The sequence below is a fragment of the Hwanghaeella sp. genome (genome assembly GCF_965227365.1).
In the GTDB taxonomy this organism is placed as follows: Bacteria; Pseudomonadota; Alphaproteobacteria; order UBA8366; family Aestuariispiraceae; genus Hwanghaeella.
The window spans coordinates 3,715,926-3,740,744 of sequence record NZ_OZ245754.1; the positions used below are offsets into that span (position 1 = coordinate 3,715,926).

Here is a 24,819-nt window from a genome sequence, read left to right on the forward strand (position 1 = left end):
CTTCGCCCCAGGGCCGGACCATTCAGAACTTTGCAGGATTTTTGTACCAGACCATGCCGGACACGACATCGGACCAGCCCTATCTCAGCATCCGCAACCTGACGAAGACTTTCGGTACCTTTACAGCGCTGAACGACATCTCCTTCGACGTGAACGAAGGGGAATTCGTATGCTTCCTGGGCCCGTCGGGCTGCGGGAAGACGACACTGCTGCGCGCCATCGCGGGGCTGGACGTTCAGACCTCGGGCGCGATCCACCAGGCCGGGCGCGACATTTCCGCCCTGCCGCCGGCGCAGCGGGATTTCGGCATCGTCTTCCAGTCCTATGCCTTGTTCCCGAACCTGACGATTTTCCAGAACGTCGCCTACGGGCTTGAAAACGCCCGGACCCCGCGCGCGGAGGTCAAGACGCGGGTCGCGGAACTGCTCGACCTGGTCGGCCTGCCGGACCAGGGCGCGAAATACCCGGCGCAGCTGTCCGGCGGTCAGCAGCAGCGCGTGGCCCTTGCCCGCGCGCTCGCGACCTCCCCCGGCCTGCTGCTGCTCGACGAACCGCTGTCGGCGCTGGACGCGAAGGTGCGCGTCCACCTGAGGCATGAGGTGAAGTCGCTGCAGGAGCGGCTGGGCGTCACCACGATCATGGTCACCCATGACCAGGAAGAGGCCCTGGCCATGGCGGACAGGATCGTTGTCATGGACCATGGCGTGATAGAGCAATACGGCACGCCGACGGACATCTACCGCGACCCGGCCTCGCTGTTCGTCGCCGACTTCATCGGGGAGATCAACCGTCTGCCGGGCGTGGTCGAAGGCAAGGACAGGGTGCGCGTCGGCAAGATTTCCCTGGACTGTCCGACCGACCCGCTGCGGCAGGGGGACAACTGCACCGTCGTGGTCCGGCCGGAGGATATGATCCTGAACGCGGCGGATAGCGCGGACGAGGCCGCTTCAAGTTGCGTCGCGGTCGTCGAGGAGGTCGAATTCCTGGGCGCGATCTGGCATCTGCAGCTGCGGTGCCCCGAGGTCGGGGACGATGCGCTGACCGTCAGCGTTTCGACCAATCGGGCGCGGCTCATGAACATCAACGAAGGGATGCGCCTGTCGCTCAATTTCGTCACCGAGCGGCTGCGCGCCTTCCCGCAGGGAAGCGACCCGCGATGACGGCGGTGGACAGTACCGCGCGGGCGCCCGTCGCCGGCAGGCGGGTGCGCCAGAAGATCGGCGCCGACGATTGGACGATGCGTGCCTTCATGGCTGTGATCGCGGCCTATCTGCTGATCACGCTCGCCTTGCCGCTCTACGCCATGCTGTCGAAAAGCGTCTCGACCTATGCGGTGGACCTCACCGCCTTCGCCTTTCAGGTCGATACCGGCGAGGGCTTCGGGCCGGAAATGCTGGCCGCCGACCTCGCGGCGCAGACCGATGCCTATACGGCCGACGACCTGGCCGGCGGCAGCGACACTCGGCTTTCGCCGATCCCGATGTTTCCGGATTTCAGTTTCCGCGCGCCGACCCGCTACCGTATCCGCATCGTCACCGAGGGGGCGGCCTTCCTTTACGGCAGCGAGCGCATCGCGGATACCGAATGGCACGAATATTCCAGCAACGAGTTCCGGCGGGTCGTGATGCGCCCGGTCGCCAGTTTCGGGCTGGAGAACTATGCGCGCTATTTCTCGACGCCGTCACTCTTCCGATCGATCTACAACTCGCTGCTGATTGCGGCCATCAGCACCCTGATCACGGTGACCGTCGCCTTCGGGCTGGCCTATGCGCTGACGCGGTCCTGCATGCCGTTCAAGGGCGCGTTCCGCCTGATTGCGATGATCCCGATCCTGGTGCCGTCGCTGCTGCCGGGGATCGCGCTTGTCTATCTGTTCGGCAATCAGGGCGTCTTGAAGGAATTGCTGTTCGGCCATTCCATCTATGGGCCGATCGGCATCGTCATCGGGTCGGTCTTCTTCACCCTGCCGCATGCCTTCATCATCATGCAGACGGCGCTGTCGATCTCGGACGCCAGGCTCTATGAGGCCTCGGAAAGCCTGCGCGCCAGCAAATGGCGCACCTTCCGCACGGTCACCCTGCCCGGCGCCCGGTTCGGCCTGATTTCGGCCGGCTTCGTCGTCTTCAATCTGGTAATCACCGATTTCGGCCTGCCGAAGGTGATCGGCGGCCAGTACAACGTTCTGGCGGTCGACATCTACAAGCAGGTGATCGGCCAGCAGAATTTCGAGATGGGGGCCGTGGTCTCGGTCATCCTGCTGATCCCGGCGCTGGTCGCCTTCGCGGTCGACCGGGTGGTACAGCGGCGGCAGGTGGCGACGCTGACCGCGCGTTCCGTCGCCTATCAGCCGAAGCCGAACCGGCGCTTCGACACGGCCTGCCTTAGCTATTGCGCGCTTGTCGGTGTCTTCATCATCGGGCTGCTGGGCATGTGCCAGTTCGCCGCCCTGGTGAAGTTCTGGCCCTATGACCTGTCCCTGTCACTGAACAATTTCGACTTCAACCGCATGGATGGCGGCGGCTGGGCCTCCTACTGGAATTCCATCACGCTGGGGTTCTGGACCGCGGTCTGCGGCACATGTGTGATCTTTTCCGGCGCCTATCTGGTGGAAAAGATGCCGGGCTTCGGGATGGGCCGGAACCTGTTCCACATGATCGCGATGATGCCGATGGCGATCCCCGGCATGGTCCTGGGGCTGGCCTATATCTTCTTCTTCAACGATCCCGGCAATCCGCTGAACGGGATCTACGGCACGATGGCGATCCTGGTGATCTGCACGATCACCCATTTCTATACGGTCGGGCATCTGACCTCGCTGACCGCGCTGAAGCAGATGGATCGGGAGTTCGAATCCGTTTCCGCCTCCCTCCGCCAGCCGGTCTACCGATTGTTCGCCAAGGTCACCGTGCCGGTCTGCCTGCCGGCCATCCTGGATGTCTCGGTCTATCTCTTCGTCAACGCGCTGACGACGGTTTCCGCCGTGATCTTCCTCTACGGTCCCGATACCGCGCTCGCCTCGATCGCAGTGCTGAACATGGACGATGCCGGCGACATCGCCCCGGCCGCGGCCATGGGCATGATGATCTTCTACACCAACGCGCTGGCCCGTCTGCTGCACCTTGCGGTCAGCCGCGGGGTGCTGCGCCGGACCCAGGCCTGGCGTCAGCGGTAACCGCGTCGTTGACGACGGGATTACGGTGACGCGGCATTGGGGTGGGGCGAGGCTGACTGTTCCCTTGAGCCGCTTTCTCTACACCCGATAGCCTGGCAGTCCAAAAATGTCCGGATAACCGAAGAGGGCGGCGCTGCCGCCGGTGTGGAGGAAGACCACGTTGTCCATGCCGTTGAAATACCCTTTGCGGGTCTGGTCAATCAGGCCGTCCAGGCCCTTGCCGGAATAGACCGGGTCGAAGAGCAGGCCTTCGAGGCGAGCGAGGGTCTTGAGCGCTTCCTTCATGCCTTCGGTCGGCATGCCGTAGCCGGGACCGACATAGTCGCAATTGGCGCGCACCGTTTCGCGGTCCACGGCGCCGCCGGTGCCCAGATAATCGATCGTCTTGCAGGCCAGGTCATAGACCATGCCCTCCTGCTTTTCCTTCGGCGCGCGCACGCCGATGCCGAGAAGATGGATATCGCTTTCCAACGCGGTCAGCCCGGCGACCAATCCGGCCTGGGTGCCCGAACTGCCCGTGGCGTGGACGAGGGCATCCAGTTTCAAGCCCAGACCTGCGGCCTGCTCGACAAGTTCCGCCGCGCAGTTCACATAGCCCAGCGCGCCGATGCGGTTGGAACCGCCGCCGGGAATGACATAGGGCCTTTTGCCTTCTGCTTTCAGGTCTGCGGCCAGCGCCTCCATTTCCGCCTGCATGTCCGCCCCGCCGGGACGCTTGGCGATGGTGCTGCCGTGCAGCTGGTCCAGCAGCACATTGCCGTTGAAGTTATAGGCGGTGTCGTTTGAGCCGGTCCGGTCCTCCAACAGGATATGGCAGTCCAGGCCCAGCTTGGCGCAGGCCGCCGCGGTCTGGCGGGCGTGGTTCGACTGGGTGGCGCCCTGGGTGATGACGGTATCGGCGCCGGTTTTCAGCGCATCGGCCATCAGGAATTCGAGCTTCCGCGTCTTGTTGCCGCCCGAGGCTAGACCGGTGCAATCGTCCCGCTTCACCCAGATCCGGGGCCCGCCGAGCATCTCGCTCAATCGATCCATCGGTTCGAGGGGCGTGGGCAGATGCCCCAAGGAAATGCGCGGAAATTTCTCCAGCGCCTGCTTGACCTGGGAAAGCTTCGTTTCGCTGTTCATCGTGCTGCGGGCCTCATGTGTCATGCTGATCGGTGTCTCCCTGGACATAACCTACTGCAAAACGCGGCGAGTGTTTCGATTTTTCCGTTGGGCAGAATGACGAGCACCAAAGGCCCGTTCACTGAGCATAAATGACCATTCCCGAATGCCTTGAAACGTTTTGACTATTGCCACTTAGACAAACACTCTGGAAAGGGACCGTGCTATTCAGCGTGGACAGCCAGGAGTCCAAACCCTTTAAGAAAGATGACATCCCTTAAAGTTAGGATCCTAATCGGGTACCCCTGACCATACGAACTCCCGCGGGCAATCTCGGATAATCCATGTAATGCGCGATCTCTCTGTCGATTCCCTGAAAGGCCTTGCGATCGGTTTCGTCGTCATCGGTCATGCCGTGATAGGGCTTCAGACAAAAAATATCCTCGGAAACGGTTGGGACAGCGTTGTCGCGTTCATTTACTCCTTTCACATGCCACTCTTCTTTTTCTGCTCCGGCTTTTTTATCAGCACGCAAATCGAGAAGCTCAGTTCCATCGGTTTCTTTCAAAGCCGCTTCTGGCGCTTGATCTACCCGCTGGTTTTGTGGACCTACATTTTTCTGGGGATAAAGTATTTGGCGGGCTCCTTTCAGAACACGCCGATCGAATTTGCCGACCTTCTGCGGCTGCCTCTGCCCCCTTACGCCCATCTCTGGTTCCTATGGGCGCTGTTCATCACGCATGTCGTTTTCTATGCATTGTCCAAAGCCGGTCTAACCAATCGTTCATCGAACATTGTACTATTTGTTCTGACCGCGATCATGACGTCCTTGTCATTGTGGGGAAATATTCTCCCGCCGCTTCTGGCTCAGGGGATGGGGCATTTGGTCTTTCTGCTTTTCGGCTGCTTGATCTACACAACCCCACAGATCAGAAGCCGTTTGGATACCGGTTGCGCGGTAGCGGTTTCGGGTGTCGTTTTTGTCGCCCTCGAAATACTCTACCTTCGACTCCTGCCCTATCCCGAAATCAAGTTTCTATGCGCCTTGACCGGTTGCCTGTTCTTCTTCGCATTGTGCCTGTTTATTTCCAGACAGTTTGGGAATGGATCGATTGTCACCCGGACGATGTCGATCATCGGCACGGCATCCATGGCCATCTATCTGATGCACACGATCATATCCGCAGCCTTTCGTGAGAGCTTGGTCCATCTGGGTAACACCGATCCGGTGCTGCATGTCTTGGGCGGCAGTTTGCTCGGGCTTGTGGGCCCCTTGGCGGTTTACATGATGCTGCCCAGGCGAAGCCTGGTTACACGCACTCTCGGCCTATCCTAGCCAGTTCCAGATCATTCGATGAGCTTCGGATTGAAAGCCAGGATTTCGCATCGGGGCGGAACCTGCGCTTTTTTGCCATCCTCCCGCGATTGCCAAGCGCGGCGCGTCTCGCCACTCTGGCCCTATGAGCATTGTCCTCGCCCTTGCCACCTCTCTGTTCGCCGTGCTGGTGCTGCTGCCGCTGTGGCGGCATCCGCATTGGCTGGTGCGGGGGTTGGATTTTCCGAGGCTGCAACTGGGCGTTCTCGGCGTCCTGTTGCTGGCGGCGCAGATCTTTCTGCTTCCCCTGGGCACGGCGCAGACCGTTTTGATCGGGGGCACGCTGGTCTGCCACGGTTGGCTGCTATGGTGGCTGCTGCCCTATACACCTCTATACCCGGTGGAGGTCGCGCCGGCAGCGCCGGAAGACGCGGCGGATGAGGGCCGGCAGGTCAGTTTCCTGACCGCCAATGTCCTGATGACAAATCGTGAGGCCGAGGCCCTGATCGCCTTGGTGCGAAAACATCAGCCGGACGTGCTTGTCGCACTGGAAACCGACGCCTGGTGGGAAACACGGCTGGACGGGTTGCAGGATGAGATGCCCTACGCGGTGAAATGCCCGCAGGACAATCTATACGGCATGCATGTCTATTCCCGTCTGCCGATCGCCGACTACACGGTCGAGCATATCGTCGAGGAGGACGTGCCCTCCATCCATGCGCTGATCGAGTTGCGCAATGGGCGGCAGGTGCGCTGCCATTTCCTACACCCGGCGCCGCCGAGCCCGACGGAAAACCCGGAATCGGGGGAGCGGGACGCGGAACTGGTCGCCGTCGCCCGCAGCATCGCACGCGGCAGCGACAAGCCCGACACGGTTCCCACGGTCGTTACCGGCGATTTGAACGATGTCGCCTGGTCGGCCACGACACGGCTGTTCCGGAAGATCAGTGGGTTGTTGGACCCGCGTATCGGCCGCGGCATGTTCAATACGTTCCATGCGGATTATCCTTTGTTCCGCTGGCCGCTGGACCACCTGTTCCACAGCGCCGAATTCACCCTGCGGTCGATCACACGGCTGCCACCGATCGGGTCGGACCACCTGCCGCTCCTGACACGGCTGGTTTACGCGCCCGGCGCCGGCACGGCCCGGCAGGGACCGATCCCCGACGAAGAGGATCACGCGCGGGCCAATGCCATCGCCGCTGAAAAGGATGTCGACCACAGCGACGTGCCTAAGCCCGGCGGATAGGCGCCTCACGCATCCGGCTTGGCCGGATAGGTATTGTAGGTCGTGGCGGCGAGCCAGCCGGCGTCGATCGGCAGAAGCACGCCGGTGATCGTCTTGGCGGCGTCGGAGCAGAGGAAGTGGATCCCGTCCGCGATGTCTTCTGGCTGGATGAAGGTATTCAGCGCCTGCATGTCCAGGATGGCCTGCGGGTCGCGCTTGCCACTGTCGATGCGTGACTGGATCGCCGGTGTCATTGTATAGCCGGGGGCGACGCCGTTGACGCGCACCTTGTGAGGTCCGAGCTCGGCCGCCATCACTTCCAGCAATCCCTTGATCGCCACCTTGCCGGGATTGTAGGCCGCCAGCGGCATCGGCCGATAGGAGTTGATCGAGCCGATCATGATGATATTGCCGCGCTGTTTTTCCTTCATCTGCCGGCCGGCGGCGCGGGAGCATTGCAGGGTCCCACGATAATTCACCGCCCAGATCCGGTCGTTCTGATCCATATCCATGTTGAGGACGGTTTCGGCGTTCTGCACCAGACCGGCGGAATTCACCAGCACCTCGACCGAGCCATGATCCCGGCCGATGCGGGCGAAGACGTCCTCGATCGCGGCATCGTCGGAAACATCCAGCGTTTCCGCCATGGCCTCTCCACCTGCCGCTGAAATCCGGGCCGCGACGGCTTCGGCGGCCTCCCTGTTGACGTCGGCGACAAACACCTTATCCCCGGCGGCGGCCAGTTTCAGGGCGGTTGCCTCCCCGATCCCACTTGCCCCGCCCGTGACGACCGCTATCCTTTTTCCCGACATGTCGATGCCTCCCACAGTTTGGCGTTTGTTCCCTTGTTGCGGGGAATTCTGACGCCGCGTCGGGAACTCGACAACCGGCCCTGAGAAATACAATGATCTGCCTTCAAGTGTGGAATGGGCGGATCGAAGAAGGGCGAACCGGATACGGGAGGTGAGTATGCAGGGGATGTTGGCGACCTGGACCGATTTCGACCCGGCGGGCGAAGCGGACTTCAACGAGTGGTACAATACCGAGCATCTGCTGGAACGCGCCATGGTTCCCGGCTTCTACAACGCACGGCGCTATGTGGCCGTCCACGGATCGCCGAAATACTTCGCGATGTACGACACCGAAAGTCCGGAGGTCCTGACCAGCCCGGCCTATAAGCACATCCTTGAAAACCCGACCGAATGGTCGATGCAGGTGATGCCGAACTTCAAGAATTTCGACCGCTGCGTCGCCGAACAGATCTATCAATACGGCCAGGGTTGGGCCCAGATCGCCCTCGCTTTTCGGATCTCCATTCCCGCCGAGGAGGTCGACCGGGTGGCAGATCGGTTGATCGAGACGGTGCTGCCGATCGCGACCGAGGCGGCGGGCATCGTCGGCCTGTTCCTGATGAAGCCGCTGCCGCCATCGGGCGGACCGAAACCGGCCGAGACCAAGGGCGCGCCGATCACGCTTTTCCTGAGCGCGTCCTGCCTGGACGAACACGCCGCAAATGACGCGCTGCACGGCGCGCTTGGCCCGCATGCCCTGAAAAGCGCCGACATCCCGGCCCGCTTTGTGAAGACCGGCATGTACCGGTTCGTTTGCGGCGTCGACCGCGCCGTGGTCGACCGCGCCCGCGCCCTGCAGAACAAACCGGCATGACGGCGCGGCCGCCGCTCGCCGGCGTCAGGGTACTGGATTTCTCCACCTTGCTTCCCGGGCCCATGGCAGGCCTGATCCTGGCCGATGCCGGGGCCGAGGTGATCAAGGTGGAACGCCCGGGCAAGGGCGAGGAGATGCGCAGCTATGTGCCGCGCTTCGGCGATACATCCGCCAATTACGCAATCCTGAACCGGGGTAAGCGCTGTATCGCCATCGACCTGAAGGCGGCGGACGCGATTGAAAAGCTGCGTCCCTTGATCGAAAGCGCGGATATCGTCATCGAGCAGTTCCGCCCGGGCGTCATGAACCGGCTGGGTCTGGGTTATGAAACCATGAAGGAAATTAACCCGGCAATCGTCTATTGCGCCATTACCGGCTATGGCCAGAACGGTCCGCTGCGGGACGAAGCCGGACACGATCAGAACTATCTCGCCAATGCAGGCCTGTTGATGCTGGGCGGCGACGATGCCGGCAAGCCGGTGATCCCGCCCGGCCTGATCGCCGATATCGGCGGCGGCAGCCTGCCCGCGGTGATCAATATCCTGCTCGCATTGCGCCAGGCGGAAGCCACCGGCGAGGGCGCCTATCTCGACATCGCCATGACCGACGGATTGCTCGCCTGGAACTGGTGGGCACAGGCGATGCTGTCGACAACGGGCAAGGTCGCCCGGCCGGGCGGCGAATTGCTGTCCGGCGGCTCCCCGCGGTATCGAATCTATGAAACCGCGGATGGACGATATGTCTCTGCCGGGCCGATCGAACAGAAATTCTGGGAGAACTTCTGCGCCATCATCGGATTGTCGAAGGAGATGTGGGACGACAGCCGCGACCCGGCAAGCGTGATCCAGGCGGTCGCCGCCTGTATCAAGGCCAAGGACGCGGCGCATTGGCGGCAGGCCTTCGCCGGCCAAGACATCTGCGCCACCATCGCGCTGACCCTGGACGAGGCGATGGAACACCCGCAATTCAGTGAGCGCGGCCTGTTCGCGCGCACGGTGACGGACGGAACGGCGGAAATGCCGGCGCTGCCGACGCCGCTCGCCCCCGTCTTCCGCAACGCGGATCCGCAAGCCGCCTCCGCCCCGGCATTGGGCGAAGACAATGACGAATTCCTCAAACAAACGCAATCGGGCGAGCCTGCGGAGTAACCGCGCGCCCATCCAATCGAGACTATCAAACACATAACAGGTTCACGGAAGGTCCGACATGAGCAAACTGTTCAGCCCTATTACCCTGCGCGGGGAAACTTTCAACAACCGCGTCGTCGTCTCCCCCATGTGTCAATATGCCTGCGAGGCGGAAGACGGGGTCATGACCGATTGGCATCTGGTCAATATGGGCCAATACGCCATCGGCGCGGCCGGGCTGCTCTTCGTCGAAGCAACCGGCGTCTCGCCGGAAGGCCGTATTTCGAAGCGCTGCACCGGTCTGTGGAATGACGAACAGGAAGCCTCGATGAAGCGCGTGGTCGATTTCTGCAAGAAATACGGCGTCGCCAAGATGGGCATTCAGCTGGGCCATGCGGGGCGCAAGGCCAGCACGCGCCCGCCGGGTGAAGGCGGCACGCCGCTGACGGCGGAGGAAGGCGCCTGGCAGACGGTCGCACCCTCGGCCATTCCCTATGCGCCCGACTGGCACGTGCCGCAGGAACTGGACCGTGAGGGCATGGCGAAGATCAAGCAGGATTTCGTCGACGCCACCAAACGCGCCGACCGCGCCGGTTACGACGTGATCGAAATGCATGGCGGGCACGGCTATCTGTTGAGTCAGTTCTTCTCCCCGCTGTCGAACCAGCGCAGCGACGAATACGGCGGCAGCGTGGAAAAGCGCATCAAATTCCCGCTGGAAATCTTCGAGGCGATGCGCGCCGTCTGGCCGGAAGACAAGCCGCTGGGCATCCGTATCAGCGCCGTCGACTGGGTCGAAGGCGGATCGACCGTCGAGGATACGATCGTCTATTCTAAGGCGCTGCAGGATCTGGGCTGCGATTTCATCGACATCACCACGGCAGGCGTCGATCATCGCCAGAAGATCAGCGTCGGCAAGGGCTATCAGGTGCCTATGGCGGCGGCGGTGAAGGCGGCCATCGACATTCCGGTCATGGCGGTTGGCATGTTGAACGACCCGCATCTGGCTGAATCCGTGATCGCCGAGGGCAAGGCGGATTTCGTGATGCATGCCCGCGGCGCGATGTACGATCCGCGTTGGGCCTGGCATGCCGCGTTCGAACTGGGAGCCGAAGCCGACTATCCGAAGAACTACGCCCGCTGCAAGCCGCAGGCCTGGCCGGAGGCCTTTGGTCTGAACCGGGAACCGCGCGTCACCACCGACCAGCGGGCCTGAGGACAGGCGGCCGACCCGAATGGAGATCACCGCTTCCTCCGGCGAAATCGTCACCCTGGTCGCGGCGCTGCTGGCCGGCGGCGTCGCAACCGGTTTTTTGGCCGGTTTGTTCGGCATCGGCGGTGGCGGCATCGCCGTCATCGTCCTGTTCGAACTGTTCTCGGCACTGCACGTGCCGGACAGCGTCCGCATGCATGTCTCCGTCGGCACCGCGCTGGTGGTGATGCTGCTGACCGCGATCCGTTCCTTCTCCGCGCACAAGAAACGCGGCGCGGTCGACATGGACGTTATCAAGTCCATGGGGGTCTATGTGGTGCTCGGCGTCCTGGCCGGGTCCACCCTGGCCAAGCATGCCGGGGGCGATGTGATGAAAGGCGTCTGGGTCTGCATCGCACCGATCATGGCTTTCCAGATGTTCTTTGGGCACAAGGGCTGGAAACTGGGCGAAGACATTCCGCGCGGATTGTTTCGGCCGATCTACGGCGCGGTCGTAGGCTTCGCCTCCACCTTGATGAGTATCGGCGGCGGCGTCTTCGTCTCCTCCATGATGAAACTCTACAACCGGCCGATCCATCAGGCGATCGGCACCGCGTCGGGATTCGGCCCCTTGATCGGGATTCCGGCGGTGGCGGGCTTCATCTGGGCAGGATGGGGAGCGGCCGACACACCGCCCTTCTCCATCGGCTATATCAACCTGCCGGGGGCAGCCATCGTATCAGTCGCCAGCATCCTGGCCGCGCCCTTCGGCGTGAAGGTTGCGCATGCCCTCTCGCGCCGGGCACTGGAAATCGCTTTCGGATGCCTGCTGCTGTTCATGAGCATCCGCTTCCTGATCAGCATCCTGACGACGTAAGGAACCGGGTCAGGCGGTTCCGAAGGCCTTCCTCAAGGCGGCAGCGGAATCGTCCTGCGCCCGATGGGCGTCATCGACCATATGGGTGAAGGTGTAGAAGGCGTGGATCTGGCCCTTGTATTCCTTCACCTCCACCGGCACGCCCGCTTCCCGCAGCTTCTCGGCATAGAGAATGCCCTCGTCATGCAGCACGTCCAATTCGGCCAGTTGGATGATCGCCGGCGGCAACCCCTCAAAGCTGGAAGCAAGAATGGGTGAGACGCGCCAATCCTCGAGCTGCGCCAAGTCGGCGAGATACCCACGGCGAAAATAGTCGACGGTCTCTTCTTCCAGGATACCGAAGCCCTTGCCGTATTCCTTGTAGGACGGATAGCCGCCCCGGTAGTCGACGACCGGGTAGATCAGCAATTGGAAGGCTATCTTCGGTCCGCCATCATCGCGCGCCATCAGCGCGACCACGGTCGCCAGGTTACCCCCAGCGCTGTCGCCGCCGACGGCGACACGGTCCGCGTCGATGCCGTAGCGTTCGGCCCGGTCGACGAAGTATTTGGTGGCGAAGTAGCAATCCTCCACCGCGCCGGGGAAGGGGTTTTCAGGCCCTTTCCGATAATCGACCGAAATCGCGATACAGTGTGCCTTCTTTGCCAGTGCCCGGACCGCCTGGTCATGGGTGTCCAGATCGCCGATCACATGGCCGCCGCCATGGAAATAGAACAGTACCGGCAGCGGGCCCGCTTCCTCAAAACCTGGCGGGTGGTAAATCCGCACCGGGATACGCCGGCCGGGCGCGTCGATGGCAAAGGTTTCGACCAGTCCCAACTCGATCTCCGGCTCCACCCTCGCCCGGGCCAGACGGCGATGCTGATGCCGCGCCATTTCCGGCGTCAGTGATTCGACGCGCTGCACGCCGGCGGCCTTCATCGCCTCGAACACTTGGACGATCTGGGGATGCAAGCGGGGATCGTAACTCATGAACGGTTCTCTTCTTCGACTGCTTGGACGGATCAGGGTTGCGCCACGAACCCTTTGAAATCCTCGATGACTTCCTTGGCGCATTCCTTCACCAGACGCTCGCCCACTTCGGGAGAGGCGAGGAAACTGTCCGCCCCGATGCGCCCATCGGGATAGAGCATGCGGTAATCGTCTGCGTCGGTAAAGTGACGGACAGGTTTGTCGGCGCGGTCTTCCGGCATCGACTTGATCGCCTCGGGATAGGCATATTGCGTGATCGAGATTTCCGACGGCGTCGCGTGCGAGCCTTCCCGGTCTCCGAAGCATTCCCTGGATATCCGGCGCGCCGAGGGGAAAGTGAACCAGTCCTTGTGTCGGCAGCGGATGCCCGGCTGGTTCGATCCGCGCTGCAGACTGCGCTCGGCATAGATCTCGTCGAAAGCCGCATTCAGCGTCGCGATGTTCCCGCCATGGCCGTTCAGGAAATAGAAGCGCTCGAAGCCGTTGCGCGACAGGGACAGGACATAATCCCGGATCATGGCAATTAAGGTTGTGGGTCGCATCGTGACGCTACCGGAGAAACCTAGATGATGCTGCGCCATGCCGATGCTGATGGTCGGTCCGACGAGGATGCCGGCCTCTTCCCCGACATGGTTCGCAATCACTTCAGGGCATAGCGCATCGGTGCCGATCAGGCCCATGGGGCCGTGCTGCTCGGTCGATCCGATAGGAATGATGATGCCGTTGCAGCCTTTCAGGTAGGTGTCCACCTCCTGCCAAGTCGCCAATTGCAGCCGCATCGTCCTTGCCCTCCGTGATGTTTACAGCCCCGCCTCCGCAGCAGGGATGTCAGGCGTTCTCCTCGACTTCCAGGCCCTCATGCGACAGCACTTCAAGCTTGGGCATCAGGTCGAGCAGATGTTTGGAATACTCGTGTTGCGGGTTTTCGAAAAGATCTTCCGTGGCCGCCACTTCGCAGAGTTTGCCGTTCCGCATCACGCCGACACGGTCGCACATCTGCCGAATGACCGGAAGGTCGTGGCTGATGAACAGCATGGTCAGGCCGAGTTCTTCCTGCAGGTCCTTCAAGAGGTTCAGGATCTGCGCCTGGATCGAGACGTCGAGCGCGGAAGTCGGTTCGTCGCAAATCAGGAAACGCGGCCGCGTCGCGAGCGCGCGGGCGATCGAGATTCGCTGACGCTGGCCGCCGGAGAATTCATGCGGATATTTGACCGCCGCCGCCGCGCCAAGACCGACATGTTCCAGAAGGTCCAGAACGATGCTTTCGGTCTCCTTCCGATCAGATGCCAGGTTATGGAAGCGGATCGGTTCCGCCACGATATCCATCACGCGCATGCGCGGGTTCAGCGACGAATACGGATCCTGGAAGATCATCTGCATTTGCCGGCGGTAGCGGTCCTTGTCGCGCTCGGTCTTGAGCGCCGTCAATTCCCCGCCCGCGAAGAAAATCTTGCCGCCGGTCGGCTTGTAGAGCCCGGCGATCATCCGCGCCACGGTGGATTTGCCGCTGCCGCTTTCGCCGACGAGGCCGAAGACCTCCCCTTGATTGATCTCGAAGGAGACATCCTTCACGGCATCCAGATATCGGCGGTCGCGCGGCAGGATGGCGTTGCGGGTGACGAAGCGCATGTGCAGGTCTTCCAACCGCAGCAACGGGCCTTCCGACGCCTCGAAATCGCGCGCCTTGCCGAGCCAGTGGGTGGAAATATCCAACTCCTTGCGAGACTGGCCGGCACTTTCGATATACTCCACCAGCGGGAATCGCTTCAGCCGCACGTCGGGCCGCGGCACGGCACTGATCAGGCTTTGCGTATAGGGATGGTCCGGATTGCCGAGGATCTTTTTCGTCGGCCCTTCCTCCACGACCTTGCCGTGATACATGACCGCCACGCGATCCGTGATATCCGCGATGACGCCCATATCGTGGGTGATGATGATCATCCCCACTTGGCGTTCCCGGCACAATTCACGCACAAGGTCCAGGATCTGCGCCTGGATCGATACGTCCAAGGCCGTCGTCGGTTCATCCGCGATGATCACTTCCGGATCGGCGCAAAGGGCAAGTGCGATGACCACGCGCTGCCGCATCCCGCCGGAGAACTGATGCGGATATTGACCGATACGGATATCCGGTTCGGGAATGCCAACGCGGGCAAGCAGGTCCACGGCCTTTTGGCGCGCCTCGCTTTCGCTCAACGACAGATGGGTGGTGATCGTTTCCACCAATTGCCGCTCGATCGTCTGCAACGGGTTCAGCGAGGTCAGCGGATCCTGAAAGATCATGCCGATGCGGCGCCCGCGAATCTTGCGGATCGCTTCATAGGGCAGATTGTCGATCCGCTTGCCTTTCAGATCTATCTCGCCATCCGACATTTCGCCCGGCGGCTCCAAAAGGCCGATGACGGCGTTCCCGATGGTCGACTTTCCCGCGCCGGATTCGCCGACACAGCCCAGAATTTCCCCCGGATTCACCGACAGAGTGACATGCTCGACCGCGGTGAAAACGCCGCGGCGTGTCGGGAAATCGACCCGGATGTTCTTGATGTCCAGCAGACCCATACTTTAAGACCTTCCGCTCAACATAGGCCGTTTCGGCCGGTCAGCGCAGTTTCGGATTGAGTGCGTCGCGCAGCCAATCCCCAACCAGATTGATTGCCAGCACCAGGATGATTAGTGCCACGCCGGGCATGATCGTGATCCACCACACGCCGGAGAACAGGAAATCGTATCCAACCCGGATCAAGGTACCGAGCGAGGGCGAGGTTACCGGCACGCCGACGCCCAGGAAGCTCAACGTCGCTTCCGTGATGATGGCCAGTGCCAGATGAATCGTCGCGATAACCAGGACCGGCCCCAATACGTTCGGCAGGATATGCCGTACCAGGATCGTGCCGCGCCGGATCCCGATAACCCTGGCCGCCTGGACGTATTCCTTGTTCTTCTCGACCATGGTGGAGCCGCGCACCGTCCGCGCATATTGCACCCAGCCCGAAATCCCGATGGCGAAGACGAGGACGTAGAGCGCCATTTCGTCATGGACCTCGCGCGGTAGAATACCCCGAGCGACGCCGTCGATCAGAAAGGCGATCAGGATGGCCGGGAAGGAAAGCTGCACATCCGCGATGCGCATGATCACCGAATCCACATGGCCGCCGTAATAACCGGAGATCAATCCCAGGGGGATGCCGATCGCCATGGCGAAGACGACGGAGGCGAAACCGACCAGAAGCGAGATCCGCGACCCATAAAGGATGGTGGAAAAGATATCCCGGCCCTGATCGTCGGTACCCAGCAGGAAGCGCGGGTCGCCGTCAGCCAGCCAGACTGGCGGAATTTCCGAATCCAGCAGGTCGATCTGCGCCAGATCGAACGGGTTCGTCGGCGCGATCCACGGCGCGAAAACGGCGGACAGGACGATGACGATGGATACCACCATCGACACGATCGCCACCGGTGAATGACAGAAACTGAACCAAAGATCGCTATCGAAAAACCGCCGCAGAATATCGGACAGGCCGGTCCGTTCCTTGGCGACCTCTTCATAGACTTGTTCGGTGTTGGTGCTCATGCCGATCGGTCCCTGTTAAGGCGTCAATGACCGGAGCCCGCGCGGTCGGCGCGCAGGCGGGGATCGACGACGAAATAAAGAATATCAACGACGAAGTTGATGAAGACGAAGACGAAGCCGATCACGACCAGATAGGCCGCCATGACAGGGATATCGACTTCCAGCACCGCCTGGATGAACAACAGGCCCATACCCGGCCACTGAAACACCGTTTCGGTGATGATGGCGAAGGCGATGATCGACCCCAATTGCAGGCCGGTGATCGTGATGACCGGCACCAGAGAGTTCTTCAAGGCGTGACTGAAATGGATCGAGCGCGTCAGGATTCCGCGCGCCCGCGCGAATTTGATGAAATCCGTCCGCAGCACTTCCAGCATTTCGGCGCGCACCAGGCGCATGATGAGCGTCAATTGGAACAGCGCCAGCGTGACGGACGGGAGGATCAGGGATTTCAAGCCGCTCGCGGTCAGGAAACCGGTGGTCCACCAGCCGAGATCCACCACCTCGCCGCGGCCGAATGTCGGCAGGACCCGCCAGATGACCCCGAAGATCAGGATCAGGATAATGCCGATCAGGAAGGTCGGAATTGAAACGCCGAGCAACGACCCGGACATGATCATATTGGATAAGATGCCTCGCCTGTGAAGCGCGGTATAGACGCCGGCCGGCACCCCCAGCGCCAAGGCCAGCACCGCCGCGATCATCGACAGTTCCAACGTGGCTGGAAGCCGTTCCACCAGCAGTTCCGAAACCGGACGGCGATGGAAATAGGATTGCCCGAATTCGCCCTGCACGGCGTTCCAGGCAAAGCGGATATACTGCTCGTAGAAGGGATCGTTCAGACCCAGGTTCTCGCGGATCTGCTCACGCTCCGCAGCGCTGGTGTCCTGTCCGACCATGTTGTTGATGGGGTCGCCCACGAAGCGGAACATCGCGAAGGCGATAAGTCCCACAGTCAACATGACGACAATCGATTGAGCGAAGCGCCCGGCGATAAAAGAGATCATTGCTTCCACGAACTCTGCTTGCGGGGTGCAACCGGATCTAGTGGCTTCTTCACGGCCATCCGGTCCGTCCGCAAGGGGTGCATGCCTGCCAAAGGCTTAGAACGACAATCTCCATCCCTGGGCCCGATACTAAGGGGACTGCTCCCCTTAGAAAAGCATGCTGCAAACAGACGCGCAGGGGATGGAAAGAAACCCGAAATGAGAAAGGCCGCCCCGTATCTACGGGACGGCCCTGCTCGGTAACCTTACGGAAGGACGACGTTGCGGAAATCCAGCACGTTGTCCGCGCGCTGTGCGACCACGACACCGTCACGGGTACCCCAGGACAGCGGCTGCTGATGCAGCGGCAGATAACCGTAGTCATCCTTGAGGATCGTGAAGGCTTCGTCGATATAGGCCTGCCGCTTCGCCGCGTCGGTTTCCTTTTCGACCAGCTTGGTGAGCTCGTCGACACGCGGGTTGCAGTAGTTGCCCATGTTGAACAGACCAACCTTGGCGTCGACATTCTGGCACGCGATCAGGTTGCTGAGGACATTGTGGCTGTCGATCGAGCCAGGCGTCCAGCCGATCAGATAGAAGGACGTATCGTATCCGTTCTGCTGCAGGACCTTGGCGAAATATTTCGACTTGGTCTGGGCGAAGACTTCGACCTTCACACCGACCTTCGCCAGCATGCTGGCAACGGCCTGACAGATCCGCTCGTCATTCACGTAACGATCGTTCGGGCAGTCCATCGTGACTTCGAAACCATCCGGATAGCCGGCTTCCGCCAGCAATGCCTTGGATTTTTCCGGATCGAACGCATACGGCGTATTCAGATCGGCGTTGAAGCCGTTGATCTGCGGCGCCACCATCAGGCCCGTCGGGGTCGACGCACCGCGCATGACGCGCTTCTTGATGGTTTCCAGATCGATCGCATGGGCGAAAGCGGCGCGGACACGCTTGTCCTTGAACGGGTTCTTGCCCTTGATATTGGAATAGAGCAGTTCGTCGCGGAACTGATCCATACCCAGGAAGATGGTACGCGCTTCCGGACCGGTCAGCGGGCTGACGCCGTCGGCGTCTTCAAGCCGTTTCCAATCCTGAACCGGAACCGGGAAGACCAGATCCAGTTCACCGGACAGCAGCGCGGCGACGCGCGTGGCGTCCTGCGCGATCGGGGTCATGATGGATTCGGTCACATTGGACTTGATGTCCTTCCAGTAACCGTCGAACCGCTTGAACACCGTGCGGACGTCCTGCGTGTTCTCGGTAATCATGAACGGTCCCGTGCCGTTGGCGTTCATGTTGGCGTAGTTGCCTTCATCGCCGCCCTTCACGTTGGTCGCTTCGACACTGCCGTGTTCTTCGGACCATTCCTTGTCCATGATCTTCAGGAAGACCAGATCCTGCGCCATCAGCGGGTTCGGCGCCGGCGTCGTGACTTCGATCGTGTAGTCGTCGATCTTCTTGATGCCGGAGATCAGCGCATAGCGAACCTTTTGGTCCGATCCTTCGGTGCCCGAACGCTCCCAGGAAAAGATGACGTCATCCGCGGTGAAATCCTGGCCTTCATGGAACTTCACGCCCTTGCGCAGTTTGAAGACCCATTTCGTCGGCTCGACGATTTCCCAACTTTCCGCCAGGGCGGGGATCAGCTTCAGGTTTTCGTCATAGTCGACGAGCCCTTCATAGACATTGCCCAGCGTGCCGAGCAGGAAGGTCTCGTTCAACCCGTGCGGGTCGAGCGTGCTGAGACTGCCCTGAAACGCCCATTTGAAGGTTTTCGCCATTGCCGGCGTGGCAAAAGCGACCGCTGCGACGGCAACCGCCGCCAAGAGCTTTTTACGGTTAAGCATTGATTACATCTCCCAAACTTCGCAGCGTCTGGCCTGTTCTCCGGACGCCTGCATGCGAGCCTTTGATCAAGGAAGGCCGGGCCCGTTTTACGGCCGCGTTTCGAAGCCCCCCTCAATCAGCCTGAGCGAAGCATCATCACTCCTACCCGGCAAGGCAAGCGAGAATCGTCTCCCGGTCCGCACATGAAGGCAATTGCCGTCACGCCCCTGTGAACTACCTCTGCCAAGTACAGAATGCTGTCATGATCGGGGCGACTGTTGACGTGAACGACGGGCTGCATCGTAATGCCGCGCACAAGTCATCATCGAAGCCGCGCTTTCGGCGCGGCGTCTTAATCAAGGGAGAGAAACATGGATCTAGGTATCAAAGGACGGAAAGCGATCGTCTGCGCCGCCAGCAAGGGTTTGGGCAAGGCGTCCGCCATGTCGCTCGCGCGGGACGGCGTCGACCTGGTCATCACCGGGCGCACCATGGAAACGCTGGAAGCAGCCGCCAAGGAAATCGCCGACGCCACCGGCGTCTCGGTGACGCCCGTCGCCGGCGACATCAAGACCCCGGAAGGCCGCGCCGCTACGCTTGCCGCCTGTCCCAATCCGGACATCCTGATCAACAACGCGGGCGGTCCCCCGCGCGGCAATTTCCGCGATTTCACACCGGAAGATTGGATGGAAGCGGTGAACGGCAACATGATCACCGCGATCGAACTGATCAAGGCGGTGGTCGACGGCATGATCGATCGGAAATTCGGGCGAATCGTAAACATCACCTCCGCCGCCGTTCGGCAGCCGATTCCGGAGCTTTGCCTGTCGAATGCCGCGCGCGCCGGTCTGACCGGCTTTGTGGCCGGGCTGAGCCGCGAGACGGTTGAGCACAATGTGACGATCAACAACATCCTGCCCGGCCCCTTCGCGACCGACCGGCTGCTGAGCGGCGCCAAGGATGCGGGCATGGAGGTCGACGCCTATCTGGCCCAGATCGGGTCTTCCAATCCGGCGAAGCGCGTCGGCCAGCCGGATGAGTTCGGCGACGCCTGTGCCTTCCTGTGCAGCGCCAAGGCCGGCTTCATCACCGGGCAGAACCTACTGCTGGACGGCGGGAACTACAAAGGCACGATGTAGACCGGAAACACGGTCGGACAAAAGAAAAGCCCCCGCCTTGGCGGGGGCTTCGTCTTTTCGGAGACCGGCGACGATCAGTCGCTGGTCGGGAAGGCCAGCTGTGCGCCTTCCTTGATGCCCGACGGCCAGCGCGCCGAGATCGTCTTCATCTTGGTGAAGAAGCGGATCGATTCCGGACCGTGCATCTGGGTATCGCCGAACTTGGAGCGCTTGGCGCCGCCGAAGTTGTGGAAGGCCATCGGTACCGGGATCGGAACGTTCACGCCGACCATGCCGATATCGACCGAATTGGCGAAGTGGCGGGCGGTGTCGCCGTCACGGGTGAACACCGCGACGCCGTTACCGTATTCATGATCGTTGATCATGGTCACCGCTTCTTCATAGGTCGACGGCGTCATGACGCTGAGCACCGGGCCGAAGATCTCGGTCTTGTAGATGTCCATATTCGTCGTGACGTTGTTGAACAGCGTGCTGCCGACGAAATAGCCGTTCTCGTATCCCTGCATGCGGGCGCCGCGACCGTCGACCAGCAGGTCGGCGCCTTCTTCGACACCACGGGTGATCAGGTTTTCCACGCGCTGCTGGGCCTGGGCCGTGATCAGCGGGTTGATATCTGCGCCCGGATCGTCGAACGGACCGATCTTCAGCGCTTCGACGCGCGGCGTCAGCTTTTCGATCAGCGCATCCGCGGTTCCCTTACCAACCGGAACGGCGACGGAGATCGCCATGCAGCGTTCCCCGGCCGAACCGTAGCCCGCGCCAATCAGCGCATCGACGGCCTGGTCCATATCGGCGTCCGGCATGATGACCATATGGTTCTTGGCGCCGCAGAAGGCCTGGACGCGCTTATTGTTGGCGCAACCCTGCTGATAGACATACTCGCCGACGCCGGTGGAACCGACGAAGCTGATCGCCGGGACGTCTTCATGATGCAGCAGACTGTCGACCGCTTCCTTGTCGCCATGCACGACGTTCCAGACGCCGTCCGGCAAACCCGCTTCCTTCCACAATTCGGCCAGGAACATCGGGGCGGCCGGGTCACGTTCGGAGCATTTGTTGATATAGGCATTGCCGCAGGCAATGGCCGGCGCGCCCATCCACAACGGAATCATGACCGGGAAGTTGAACGGCGTGATGCCGCCGACGACGCCCAGCGGCTCACGGATCGAGAACAGGTCGATATCGCCGCCGATATTGGAATTGAACTCACCCTTGATCAGATGCGGGATGCCGCAGGCGAATTCGGTGACGTCGATCCCGCGGGAAATTTCACCCTTGGCGTCAGCGATGGTCTTGCCGTGTTCCCGGCCGACCAGTTCAGCAAGTTTGTCGGTGTTCGCGACCAGCAATTCACGGAACTTAAACAGCACAGCGGCACGCTTAGGCACCGCCGTTTTACCCCAGATCTCGGCCGCTTCCATCGCGACCTTCACGGCATCGTCCATGTCTTCCTTGGAAGCATAGGGCAGTTTGCCGATGACTTCGCCCGTCGCCGGGTTGAAGACATCGCCGAAACGGCCGCTTTTGCCTTCCACGCGTTTTCCGCCAATCCAATGATGCAATTGTTCCGCCATGATATCCGCCGCGCGTCAGGCGCGTCCCTCCTGCAGTTGATGTTTTCCGACAGTTGTCCGCGTTGTAGGGCATCCCCGTAAGAGCGGCAAGCCGGAGCCCGCCTTTCGTCCTAGACCGCGTCCTCGCCGAAATCGGCGTCGTCGTAGTCGTCCCCCTCAAACCCGGGTTCGACGATGCCGGCACCGCGCCGTTCCGCGCGCGGGGTGCGCCCGAACATGTCGCGATAGCATTTGGAGAAATGCGACGCGCTGGTGAAGCCACTGGCGAAGGCGACCTCCGTCACCGGCATGGTCGTCTGGGTCAACAGCGTCCGCGCCCGGTTCAGGCGCAGTTTCAGATAATAACGCGCCGGGCTGGTGTTCAGGTATCGGCGGAAAAGACGTTCCAATTGACGGCGGGAAAGCCCGACACGGTCGGCGATTTCATCGCGCGACAGCGCCTCCTCCGTATTCTTTTCCATCTCGGAGATCGCCTTGATCAGCTTCGGATGGGATATCCGCAGCCGCGCCTGAAGCGGCAGGCGCTGATCGTCGTCCCCTTCGCGGATCCGTTCATGCATGAATTGCTCGGATACGCTGGCGGCGAGTTCCGGCCCGGCGACGCGCGTGATTTCCCGCATCATCATGTCGAGACCCGCGACCCCGCCGGCACAGGTGAACCGGTCGCGGTCGACTTCGAACAGTTCGGCGCGGACGTCCAGATCGGGAAATTCCTCGGCAAAACTATCGAGGCTGTGCCAATGGATCGTGCATCGGTATCCGCCCAACAGTCCGGCCCGGGCCAGAACATGCGCGCCGGTGCAGATCGCGCCAACATGGGCCCCTTCCCGCGCCCAGCGGCGCAGCCAGGCAAAGGTCGGCGCGTCATGATAGAGATGGGCGTCGATGCCGCTGCAGACCATCACATTGGCCGGACGCGTAATGTCGTGCATTGCCGTATCCGCCGTCATGGAAAGGCCGTTCGAGGCAATGACGGGCTGTCCGTCGCGGCTGATCGTATACCATTCGAAAAGCGTCTCGCCGGACAGCCAATTGGCAAGCCGCATGGGTTCGACGACGCATGTAAACGCTATCATCGAGAAATTGGGCACCAGAAACAGCCCGATCCTCGCAGGACCGTTCGCGTCCTGACGCTTGAACATCATCGCGTCGTTCGACTGCATGTGAGTCAGCTCCACTCCCGCCGGATCAGGCCCTGTTCTTACCCGTTATCAACTGCCATCGGGTTGTAATATTTGCTCCATTTCCAAGCCTATAGCGGCGATGTCAAGCTTCTTGCCGCCCACGGAAAAAGGATGTCGCCGCACCGCGCATTCCTGTCGCCATGACGGAAGGGTTTGCCACCCGCTTTCCTACATGGTGCGCGCTGCACCGGTTCATCCGCTTGCGCGGCGGTTCGCGTGCCGCCACCATTCGGTTCCGGCATCGGTTTCGACAGGCCCGCCGGCTCCACTCACCACCATCGCGTCGGGAGCGCGTCGATGACGAAATATTCCATCTTCAGCCTGATCAGGAATGCCGGATCGTATCACGAAAACTGGCAGCGCGCCTGGCGCAGTCCCGATCCGCAGCCGGAATACGAAGTCGTGATCGTCGGCGGCGGCGGGCACGGGCTGGCAACCGCCTACTACTTGGCGAAGGAATGCGGCATCCGGCGCGTAGCGGTGATCGAGAAAGGCTGGCTCGGCGGCGGCAATACCGGCCGCAACACCACGATCGTGCGATCCAACTATCTGTGGGACGAATCCGCGGCGATCTACGAACATTCGGTGAAGCTATGGGAAGGGCTGAGCCAGGAACTGAACTTCAACGTCATGTTCTCGCAGCGCGGCCTGCTGCACCTGGCCCATAACGTCCACGACATGCAGGAAATCGGCCGGCGCGGAAATGCGATCTGGCTGAACGGAATCGACAGCGAATTCCTGACACCCGACCAGGTGCAGGAAATGGTGCCGCTGATGAATATCAACGGCCGCTACCCGGTCCTCGGCGCCCTGCTACAGCGACGCGGCGGTACGGCGCGCCACGATGCGGTGGCCTGGGGCTATGCCCGGGCGGCAGATGCGCTTGGTGTCGACATCATCCAGAACTGCGAAGTCACCGGCTTCGACATTCAGAACGGCGTGGTCAAAGGCGTGCGCACCACCCGCGGCGACATAAAGGCGAAGCGCATCGGCGTAGTCACCGCCGGGCATTCATCCGTGATGGCCGAGATGGCCGGCTTCCGCATGCCGCTGGAATCCGTGCCGCTGCAGGCGATGGTGTCCGAGCCGATCAAACCCTGTATCGACACGGTCATCATGTCGAACGCGGTGCATGTCTATGTCAGTCAGTCCGACAAAGGCGAGCTGGTCGTGGGCGCCGGTTCGGACGCCTATATATCCTATGCCCAGCGCGGCGGTTTCGACGTGATGGAACATATCATGAGCCCGCTGGTTGAACTGTTCCCCTTCACCTCGCGCCTGCGCATGCTGCGGCAATGGGGCGGCATCGTCGACGTCACCGTCGACCGGTCCCCCATCCTGTCCAAGACGCCGGTCGAGGGGCTCTATTTCAACTGCGGCTGGGGCACGGGCGGTTTCAAGTGCACGCCGGGATCCGGCCATGTCTTCGCCCATTCCATCGCCAATGGCGAAATGCACCCGATCGCCGCGCCGTTTTCCATCGACCGGTTCCATTCCGGCGCCCTGATCGACGAAGCCGCCGCCGCCGCGGTCGCCCACTAGGAGAGAGAGCATGTTGCAGATCACCTGTCCCTGGTGCGGCACCCGCGAAGGCGTCGAATTCCATTGCCATGGCGAGGCCCATATCGCCCGCCCGGAAAAGCCGGCCGAATTGAGCGACGCGGAATGGGGCGACTACGTCTTTTTTCGGAAGAACCCGAAGGGCATCCATTACGAACGCTGGACCCATGATGCCGGCTGCCGGCGCTGGTTCAACGCGATCCGCCATACGGTGACCGATGAGTTCATCGCCACCTACAAACCCGGCGACCCGATCCCCGACCTGCCGGAAGCCTACCGCGATGCCGCCGCATCCCAGAGCAAAGAGGCCAAGTAAC

Annotated in this window: 21 protein-coding genes; 11 read left to right on the forward strand and 10 right to left on the reverse strand. The window is 61.5% G+C overall.

Annotated elements, in window-relative coordinates; all coding sequences use genetic code 11:
- Positions 1 to 53 precede the first annotated feature (53 nt).
- Both ACQK2G_RS17035 and ACQK2G_RS17040 read left to right on the forward strand, forming a co-directional pair.
- Positions 54 to 1,160, forward strand: a complete 1,107-nt coding sequence (locus ACQK2G_RS17035) for a putative 2-aminoethylphosphonate ABC transporter ATP-binding protein (protein WP_425406234.1) — start codon at positions 54 to 56, stop codon at positions 1,158 to 1,160.
- Positions 1,157 to 3,172: a putative 2-aminoethylphosphonate ABC transporter permease subunit gene (locus ACQK2G_RS17040; RefSeq protein WP_425406235.1), complete on the forward strand. Its 2,016-nt coding sequence runs from the start codon at positions 1,157 to 1,159 to the stop codon at positions 3,170 to 3,172. The genes ACQK2G_RS17035 and ACQK2G_RS17040 overlap by 4 nt, the downstream gene beginning before the upstream one ends.
- Positions 3,173 to 3,250: 78 nt before the next feature.
- Here ACQK2G_RS17040 and ACQK2G_RS17045 read toward each other — a convergent pair whose 3' ends face one another.
- Positions 3,251 to 4,321: a D-cysteine desulfhydrase gene (locus ACQK2G_RS17045; protein ID WP_425406236.1), complete on the reverse strand. Its 1,071-nt coding sequence runs from the start codon at positions 4,319 to 4,321 to the stop codon at positions 3,251 to 3,253.
- Between the two features lie 304 nt (positions 4,322 to 4,625).
- Here ACQK2G_RS17045 and ACQK2G_RS17050 point away from each other — a divergent pair, with 304 nt between their 5' ends.
- Entirely contained in the window at positions 4,626 to 5,612 is a 987-nt protein-coding gene (locus tag ACQK2G_RS17050; RefSeq protein WP_425406237.1) for an acyltransferase family protein, read from the forward strand.
- Between the two features lie 124 nt (positions 5,613 to 5,736).
- Entirely contained in the window at positions 5,737 to 6,840 is a 1,104-nt protein-coding gene (locus ACQK2G_RS17055; RefSeq protein ID WP_425406238.1) for an endonuclease/exonuclease/phosphatase family protein, read from the forward strand.
- A gap of 5 nt (positions 6,841 to 6,845) precedes the next feature.
- Here the strand turns inward: ACQK2G_RS17055 and ACQK2G_RS17060 are convergent, their stop codons facing one another.
- Positions 6,846 to 7,631: an SDR family NAD(P)-dependent oxidoreductase gene (locus ACQK2G_RS17060; protein ID WP_425406239.1), complete on the reverse strand. Its 786-nt coding sequence runs from the start codon at positions 7,629 to 7,631 to the stop codon at positions 6,846 to 6,848.
- Between the two features lie 157 nt (positions 7,632 to 7,788).
- On the opposite strand from ACQK2G_RS17060, the gene ACQK2G_RS17065 reads away from it, so the two are divergent.
- From ACQK2G_RS17065 to ACQK2G_RS17080, 4 genes are read left to right on the forward strand one after another with little or no spacing between them, the layout of a single operon-like run.
- The gene (locus tag ACQK2G_RS17065; RefSeq protein ID WP_425406240.1) at positions 7,789 to 8,484 is read left to right on the forward strand and encodes a hypothetical protein; all 696 of its coding nucleotides are present in this window, start codon (positions 7,789 to 7,791) and stop codon (positions 8,482 to 8,484) included.
- Complete coding sequence (locus ACQK2G_RS17070; RefSeq protein ID WP_425406241.1) at positions 8,481 to 9,632, forward strand: CaiB/BaiF CoA transferase family protein; 1,152 nt, start codon at positions 8,481 to 8,483, stop codon at positions 9,630 to 9,632. Before ACQK2G_RS17065 ends, ACQK2G_RS17070 begins: the two co-directional genes overlap by 4 nt.
- Positions 9,633 to 9,690: 58 nt before the next feature.
- On the forward strand, positions 9,691 to 10,827 hold the full coding sequence (locus ACQK2G_RS17075; protein ID WP_425406242.1) for an NADH:flavin oxidoreductase/NADH oxidase: 1,137 nt from the start codon (positions 9,691 to 9,693) through the stop codon (positions 10,825 to 10,827).
- A 19-nt stretch (positions 10,828 to 10,846) separates the two neighbouring features.
- A complete protein-coding gene (locus tag ACQK2G_RS17080) occupies positions 10,847 to 11,680 on the forward strand; it encodes a sulfite exporter TauE/SafE family protein (protein ID WP_425406243.1) in 834 nt (277 codons plus the stop codon).
- Between the two features lie 9 nt (positions 11,681 to 11,689).
- Here the strand turns inward: ACQK2G_RS17080 and ACQK2G_RS17085 are convergent, their stop codons facing one another.
- The 6 genes from ACQK2G_RS17085 to ACQK2G_RS17110 form a co-directional block, all read right to left on the reverse strand.
- Positions 11,690 to 12,652, reverse strand: a complete 963-nt coding sequence (locus tag ACQK2G_RS17085) for an alpha/beta hydrolase fold domain-containing protein (RefSeq protein WP_425406244.1) — start codon at positions 12,650 to 12,652, stop codon at positions 11,690 to 11,692.
- Positions 12,653 to 12,684: 32 nt separating this feature from the next.
- A complete protein-coding gene (locus ACQK2G_RS17090) occupies positions 12,685 to 13,431 on the reverse strand; it encodes a creatininase family protein (protein ID WP_425406245.1) in 747 nt (248 codons plus the stop codon).
- Positions 13,432 to 13,480: 49 nt separating this feature from the next.
- Positions 13,481 to 15,211: an ABC transporter ATP-binding protein gene (locus ACQK2G_RS17095; RefSeq protein WP_425406246.1), complete on the reverse strand. Its 1,731-nt coding sequence runs from the start codon at positions 15,209 to 15,211 to the stop codon at positions 13,481 to 13,483.
- A 40-nt stretch (positions 15,212 to 15,251) separates the two neighbouring features.
- Complete coding sequence (locus ACQK2G_RS17100) at positions 15,252 to 16,220, reverse strand: ABC transporter permease (protein WP_425406247.1); 969 nt, start codon at positions 16,218 to 16,220, stop codon at positions 15,252 to 15,254.
- Positions 16,221 to 16,243: 23 nt separating this feature from the next.
- Positions 16,244 to 17,227, reverse strand: a complete 984-nt coding sequence (locus ACQK2G_RS17105; protein ID WP_425406248.1) for an ABC transporter permease — start codon at positions 17,225 to 17,227, stop codon at positions 16,244 to 16,246.
- 245 nt (positions 17,228 to 17,472) lie between these two features.
- Entirely contained in the window at positions 17,473 to 19,065 is a 1,593-nt protein-coding gene (locus ACQK2G_RS17110) for an ABC transporter substrate-binding protein (protein ID WP_425406249.1), read from the reverse strand.
- Positions 19,066 to 19,416: 351 nt separating this feature from the next.
- Between ACQK2G_RS17110 and ACQK2G_RS17115 the strand changes: the two genes are divergently transcribed.
- On the forward strand, positions 19,417 to 20,184 hold the full coding sequence (locus tag ACQK2G_RS17115; protein WP_425406250.1) for an SDR family oxidoreductase: 768 nt from the start codon (positions 19,417 to 19,419) through the stop codon (positions 20,182 to 20,184).
- Between the two features lie 74 nt (positions 20,185 to 20,258).
- On the opposite strand, the gene ACQK2G_RS17120 is transcribed toward ACQK2G_RS17115, so the two are convergent.
- Positions 20,259 to 21,758, reverse strand: a complete 1,500-nt coding sequence (locus ACQK2G_RS17120) for a CoA-acylating methylmalonate-semialdehyde dehydrogenase (RefSeq protein ID WP_425406251.1) — start codon at positions 21,756 to 21,758, stop codon at positions 20,259 to 20,261.
- 110 nt (positions 21,759 to 21,868) lie between these two features.
- Positions 21,869 to 22,921: a GlxA family transcriptional regulator gene (locus ACQK2G_RS17125; RefSeq protein WP_425406252.1), complete on the reverse strand. Its 1,053-nt coding sequence runs from the start codon at positions 22,919 to 22,921 to the stop codon at positions 21,869 to 21,871.
- A gap of 318 nt (positions 22,922 to 23,239) precedes the next feature.
- On the opposite strand from ACQK2G_RS17125, the gene ACQK2G_RS17130 reads away from it, so the two are divergent.
- Positions 23,240 to 24,484 carry a sarcosine oxidase subunit beta family protein gene (locus tag ACQK2G_RS17130; RefSeq protein WP_425406253.1) on the forward strand — a complete coding sequence of 415 codons (1,245 nt, stop codon included), beginning with the start codon at positions 23,240 to 23,242 and terminating at the stop codon, positions 24,482 to 24,484.
- A 10-nt stretch (positions 24,485 to 24,494) separates the two neighbouring features.
- Positions 24,495 to 24,818, forward strand: a complete 324-nt coding sequence (locus ACQK2G_RS17135) for a sarcosine oxidase subunit delta (protein WP_425406254.1) — start codon at positions 24,495 to 24,497, stop codon at positions 24,816 to 24,818.
- Position 24,819: the final 1 nt, after the last annotated feature.

Coding starts and splice junctions, on each gene's coding strand:
- ACQK2G_RS17045 (WP_425406236.1), bottom strand. CDS start 4,321: ATGACACATGAGGCCCGCAGCACGATGAACAGCGAAACGAAGCTTTCC.
- ACQK2G_RS17070 (WP_425406241.1), top strand. CDS start 8,481: ATGACGGCGCGGCCGCCGCTCGCCGGCGTCAGGGTACTGGATTTCTCC.
- ACQK2G_RS17075 (WP_425406242.1), top strand. CDS start 9,691: ATGAGCAAACTGTTCAGCCCTATTACCCTGCGCGGGGAAACTTTCAAC.
- ACQK2G_RS17085 (WP_425406244.1), bottom strand. CDS start 12,652: ATGAGTTACGATCCCCGCTTGCATCCCCAGATCGTCCAAGTGTTCGAG.
- ACQK2G_RS17130 (WP_425406253.1), top strand. CDS start 23,240: ATGACGAAATATTCCATCTTCAGCCTGATCAGGAATGCCGGATCGTAT.
- ACQK2G_RS17100 (WP_425406247.1), bottom strand. CDS start 16,220: ATGAGCACCAACACCGAACAAGTCTATGAAGAGGTCGCCAAGGAACGG.
- ACQK2G_RS17065 (WP_425406240.1), top strand. CDS start 7,789: ATGCAGGGGATGTTGGCGACCTGGACCGATTTCGACCCGGCGGGCGAA.
- ACQK2G_RS17050 (WP_425406237.1), top strand. CDS start 4,626: ATGCGCGATCTCTCTGTCGATTCCCTGAAAGGCCTTGCGATCGGTTTC.
- ACQK2G_RS17105 (WP_425406248.1), bottom strand. CDS start 17,227: ATGATCTCTTTTATCGCCGGGCGCTTCGCTCAATCGATTGTCGTCATG.
- ACQK2G_RS17040 (WP_425406235.1), top strand. CDS start 1,157: ATGACGGCGGTGGACAGTACCGCGCGGGCGCCCGTCGCCGGCAGGCGG.
- ACQK2G_RS17090 (WP_425406245.1), bottom strand. CDS start 13,431: ATGCGGCTGCAATTGGCGACTTGGCAGGAGGTGGACACCTACCTGAAA.
- ACQK2G_RS17055 (WP_425406238.1), top strand. CDS start 5,737: ATGAGCATTGTCCTCGCCCTTGCCACCTCTCTGTTCGCCGTGCTGGTG.
- ACQK2G_RS17135 (WP_425406254.1), top strand. CDS start 24,495: ATGTTGCAGATCACCTGTCCCTGGTGCGGCACCCGCGAAGGCGTCGAA.
- ACQK2G_RS17035 (WP_425406234.1), top strand. CDS start 54: ATGCCGGACACGACATCGGACCAGCCCTATCTCAGCATCCGCAACCTG.
- ACQK2G_RS17095 (WP_425406246.1), bottom strand. CDS start 15,211: ATGGGTCTGCTGGACATCAAGAACATCCGGGTCGATTTCCCGACACGC.
- ACQK2G_RS17110 (WP_425406249.1), bottom strand. CDS start 19,065: ATGCTTAACCGTAAAAAGCTCTTGGCGGCGGTTGCCGTCGCAGCGGTC.
- ACQK2G_RS17115 (WP_425406250.1), top strand. CDS start 19,417: ATGGATCTAGGTATCAAAGGACGGAAAGCGATCGTCTGCGCCGCCAGC.
- ACQK2G_RS17060 (WP_425406239.1), bottom strand. CDS start 7,631: ATGTCGGGAAAAAGGATAGCGGTCGTCACGGGCGGGGCAAGTGGGATC.
- ACQK2G_RS17120 (WP_425406251.1), bottom strand. CDS start 21,758: ATGGCGGAACAATTGCATCATTGGATTGGCGGAAAACGCGTGGAAGGC.
- ACQK2G_RS17080 (WP_425406243.1), top strand. CDS start 10,847: ATGGAGATCACCGCTTCCTCCGGCGAAATCGTCACCCTGGTCGCGGCG.
- ACQK2G_RS17125 (WP_425406252.1), bottom strand. CDS start 22,921: ATGCAGTCGAACGACGCGATGATGTTCAAGCGTCAGGACGCGAACGGT.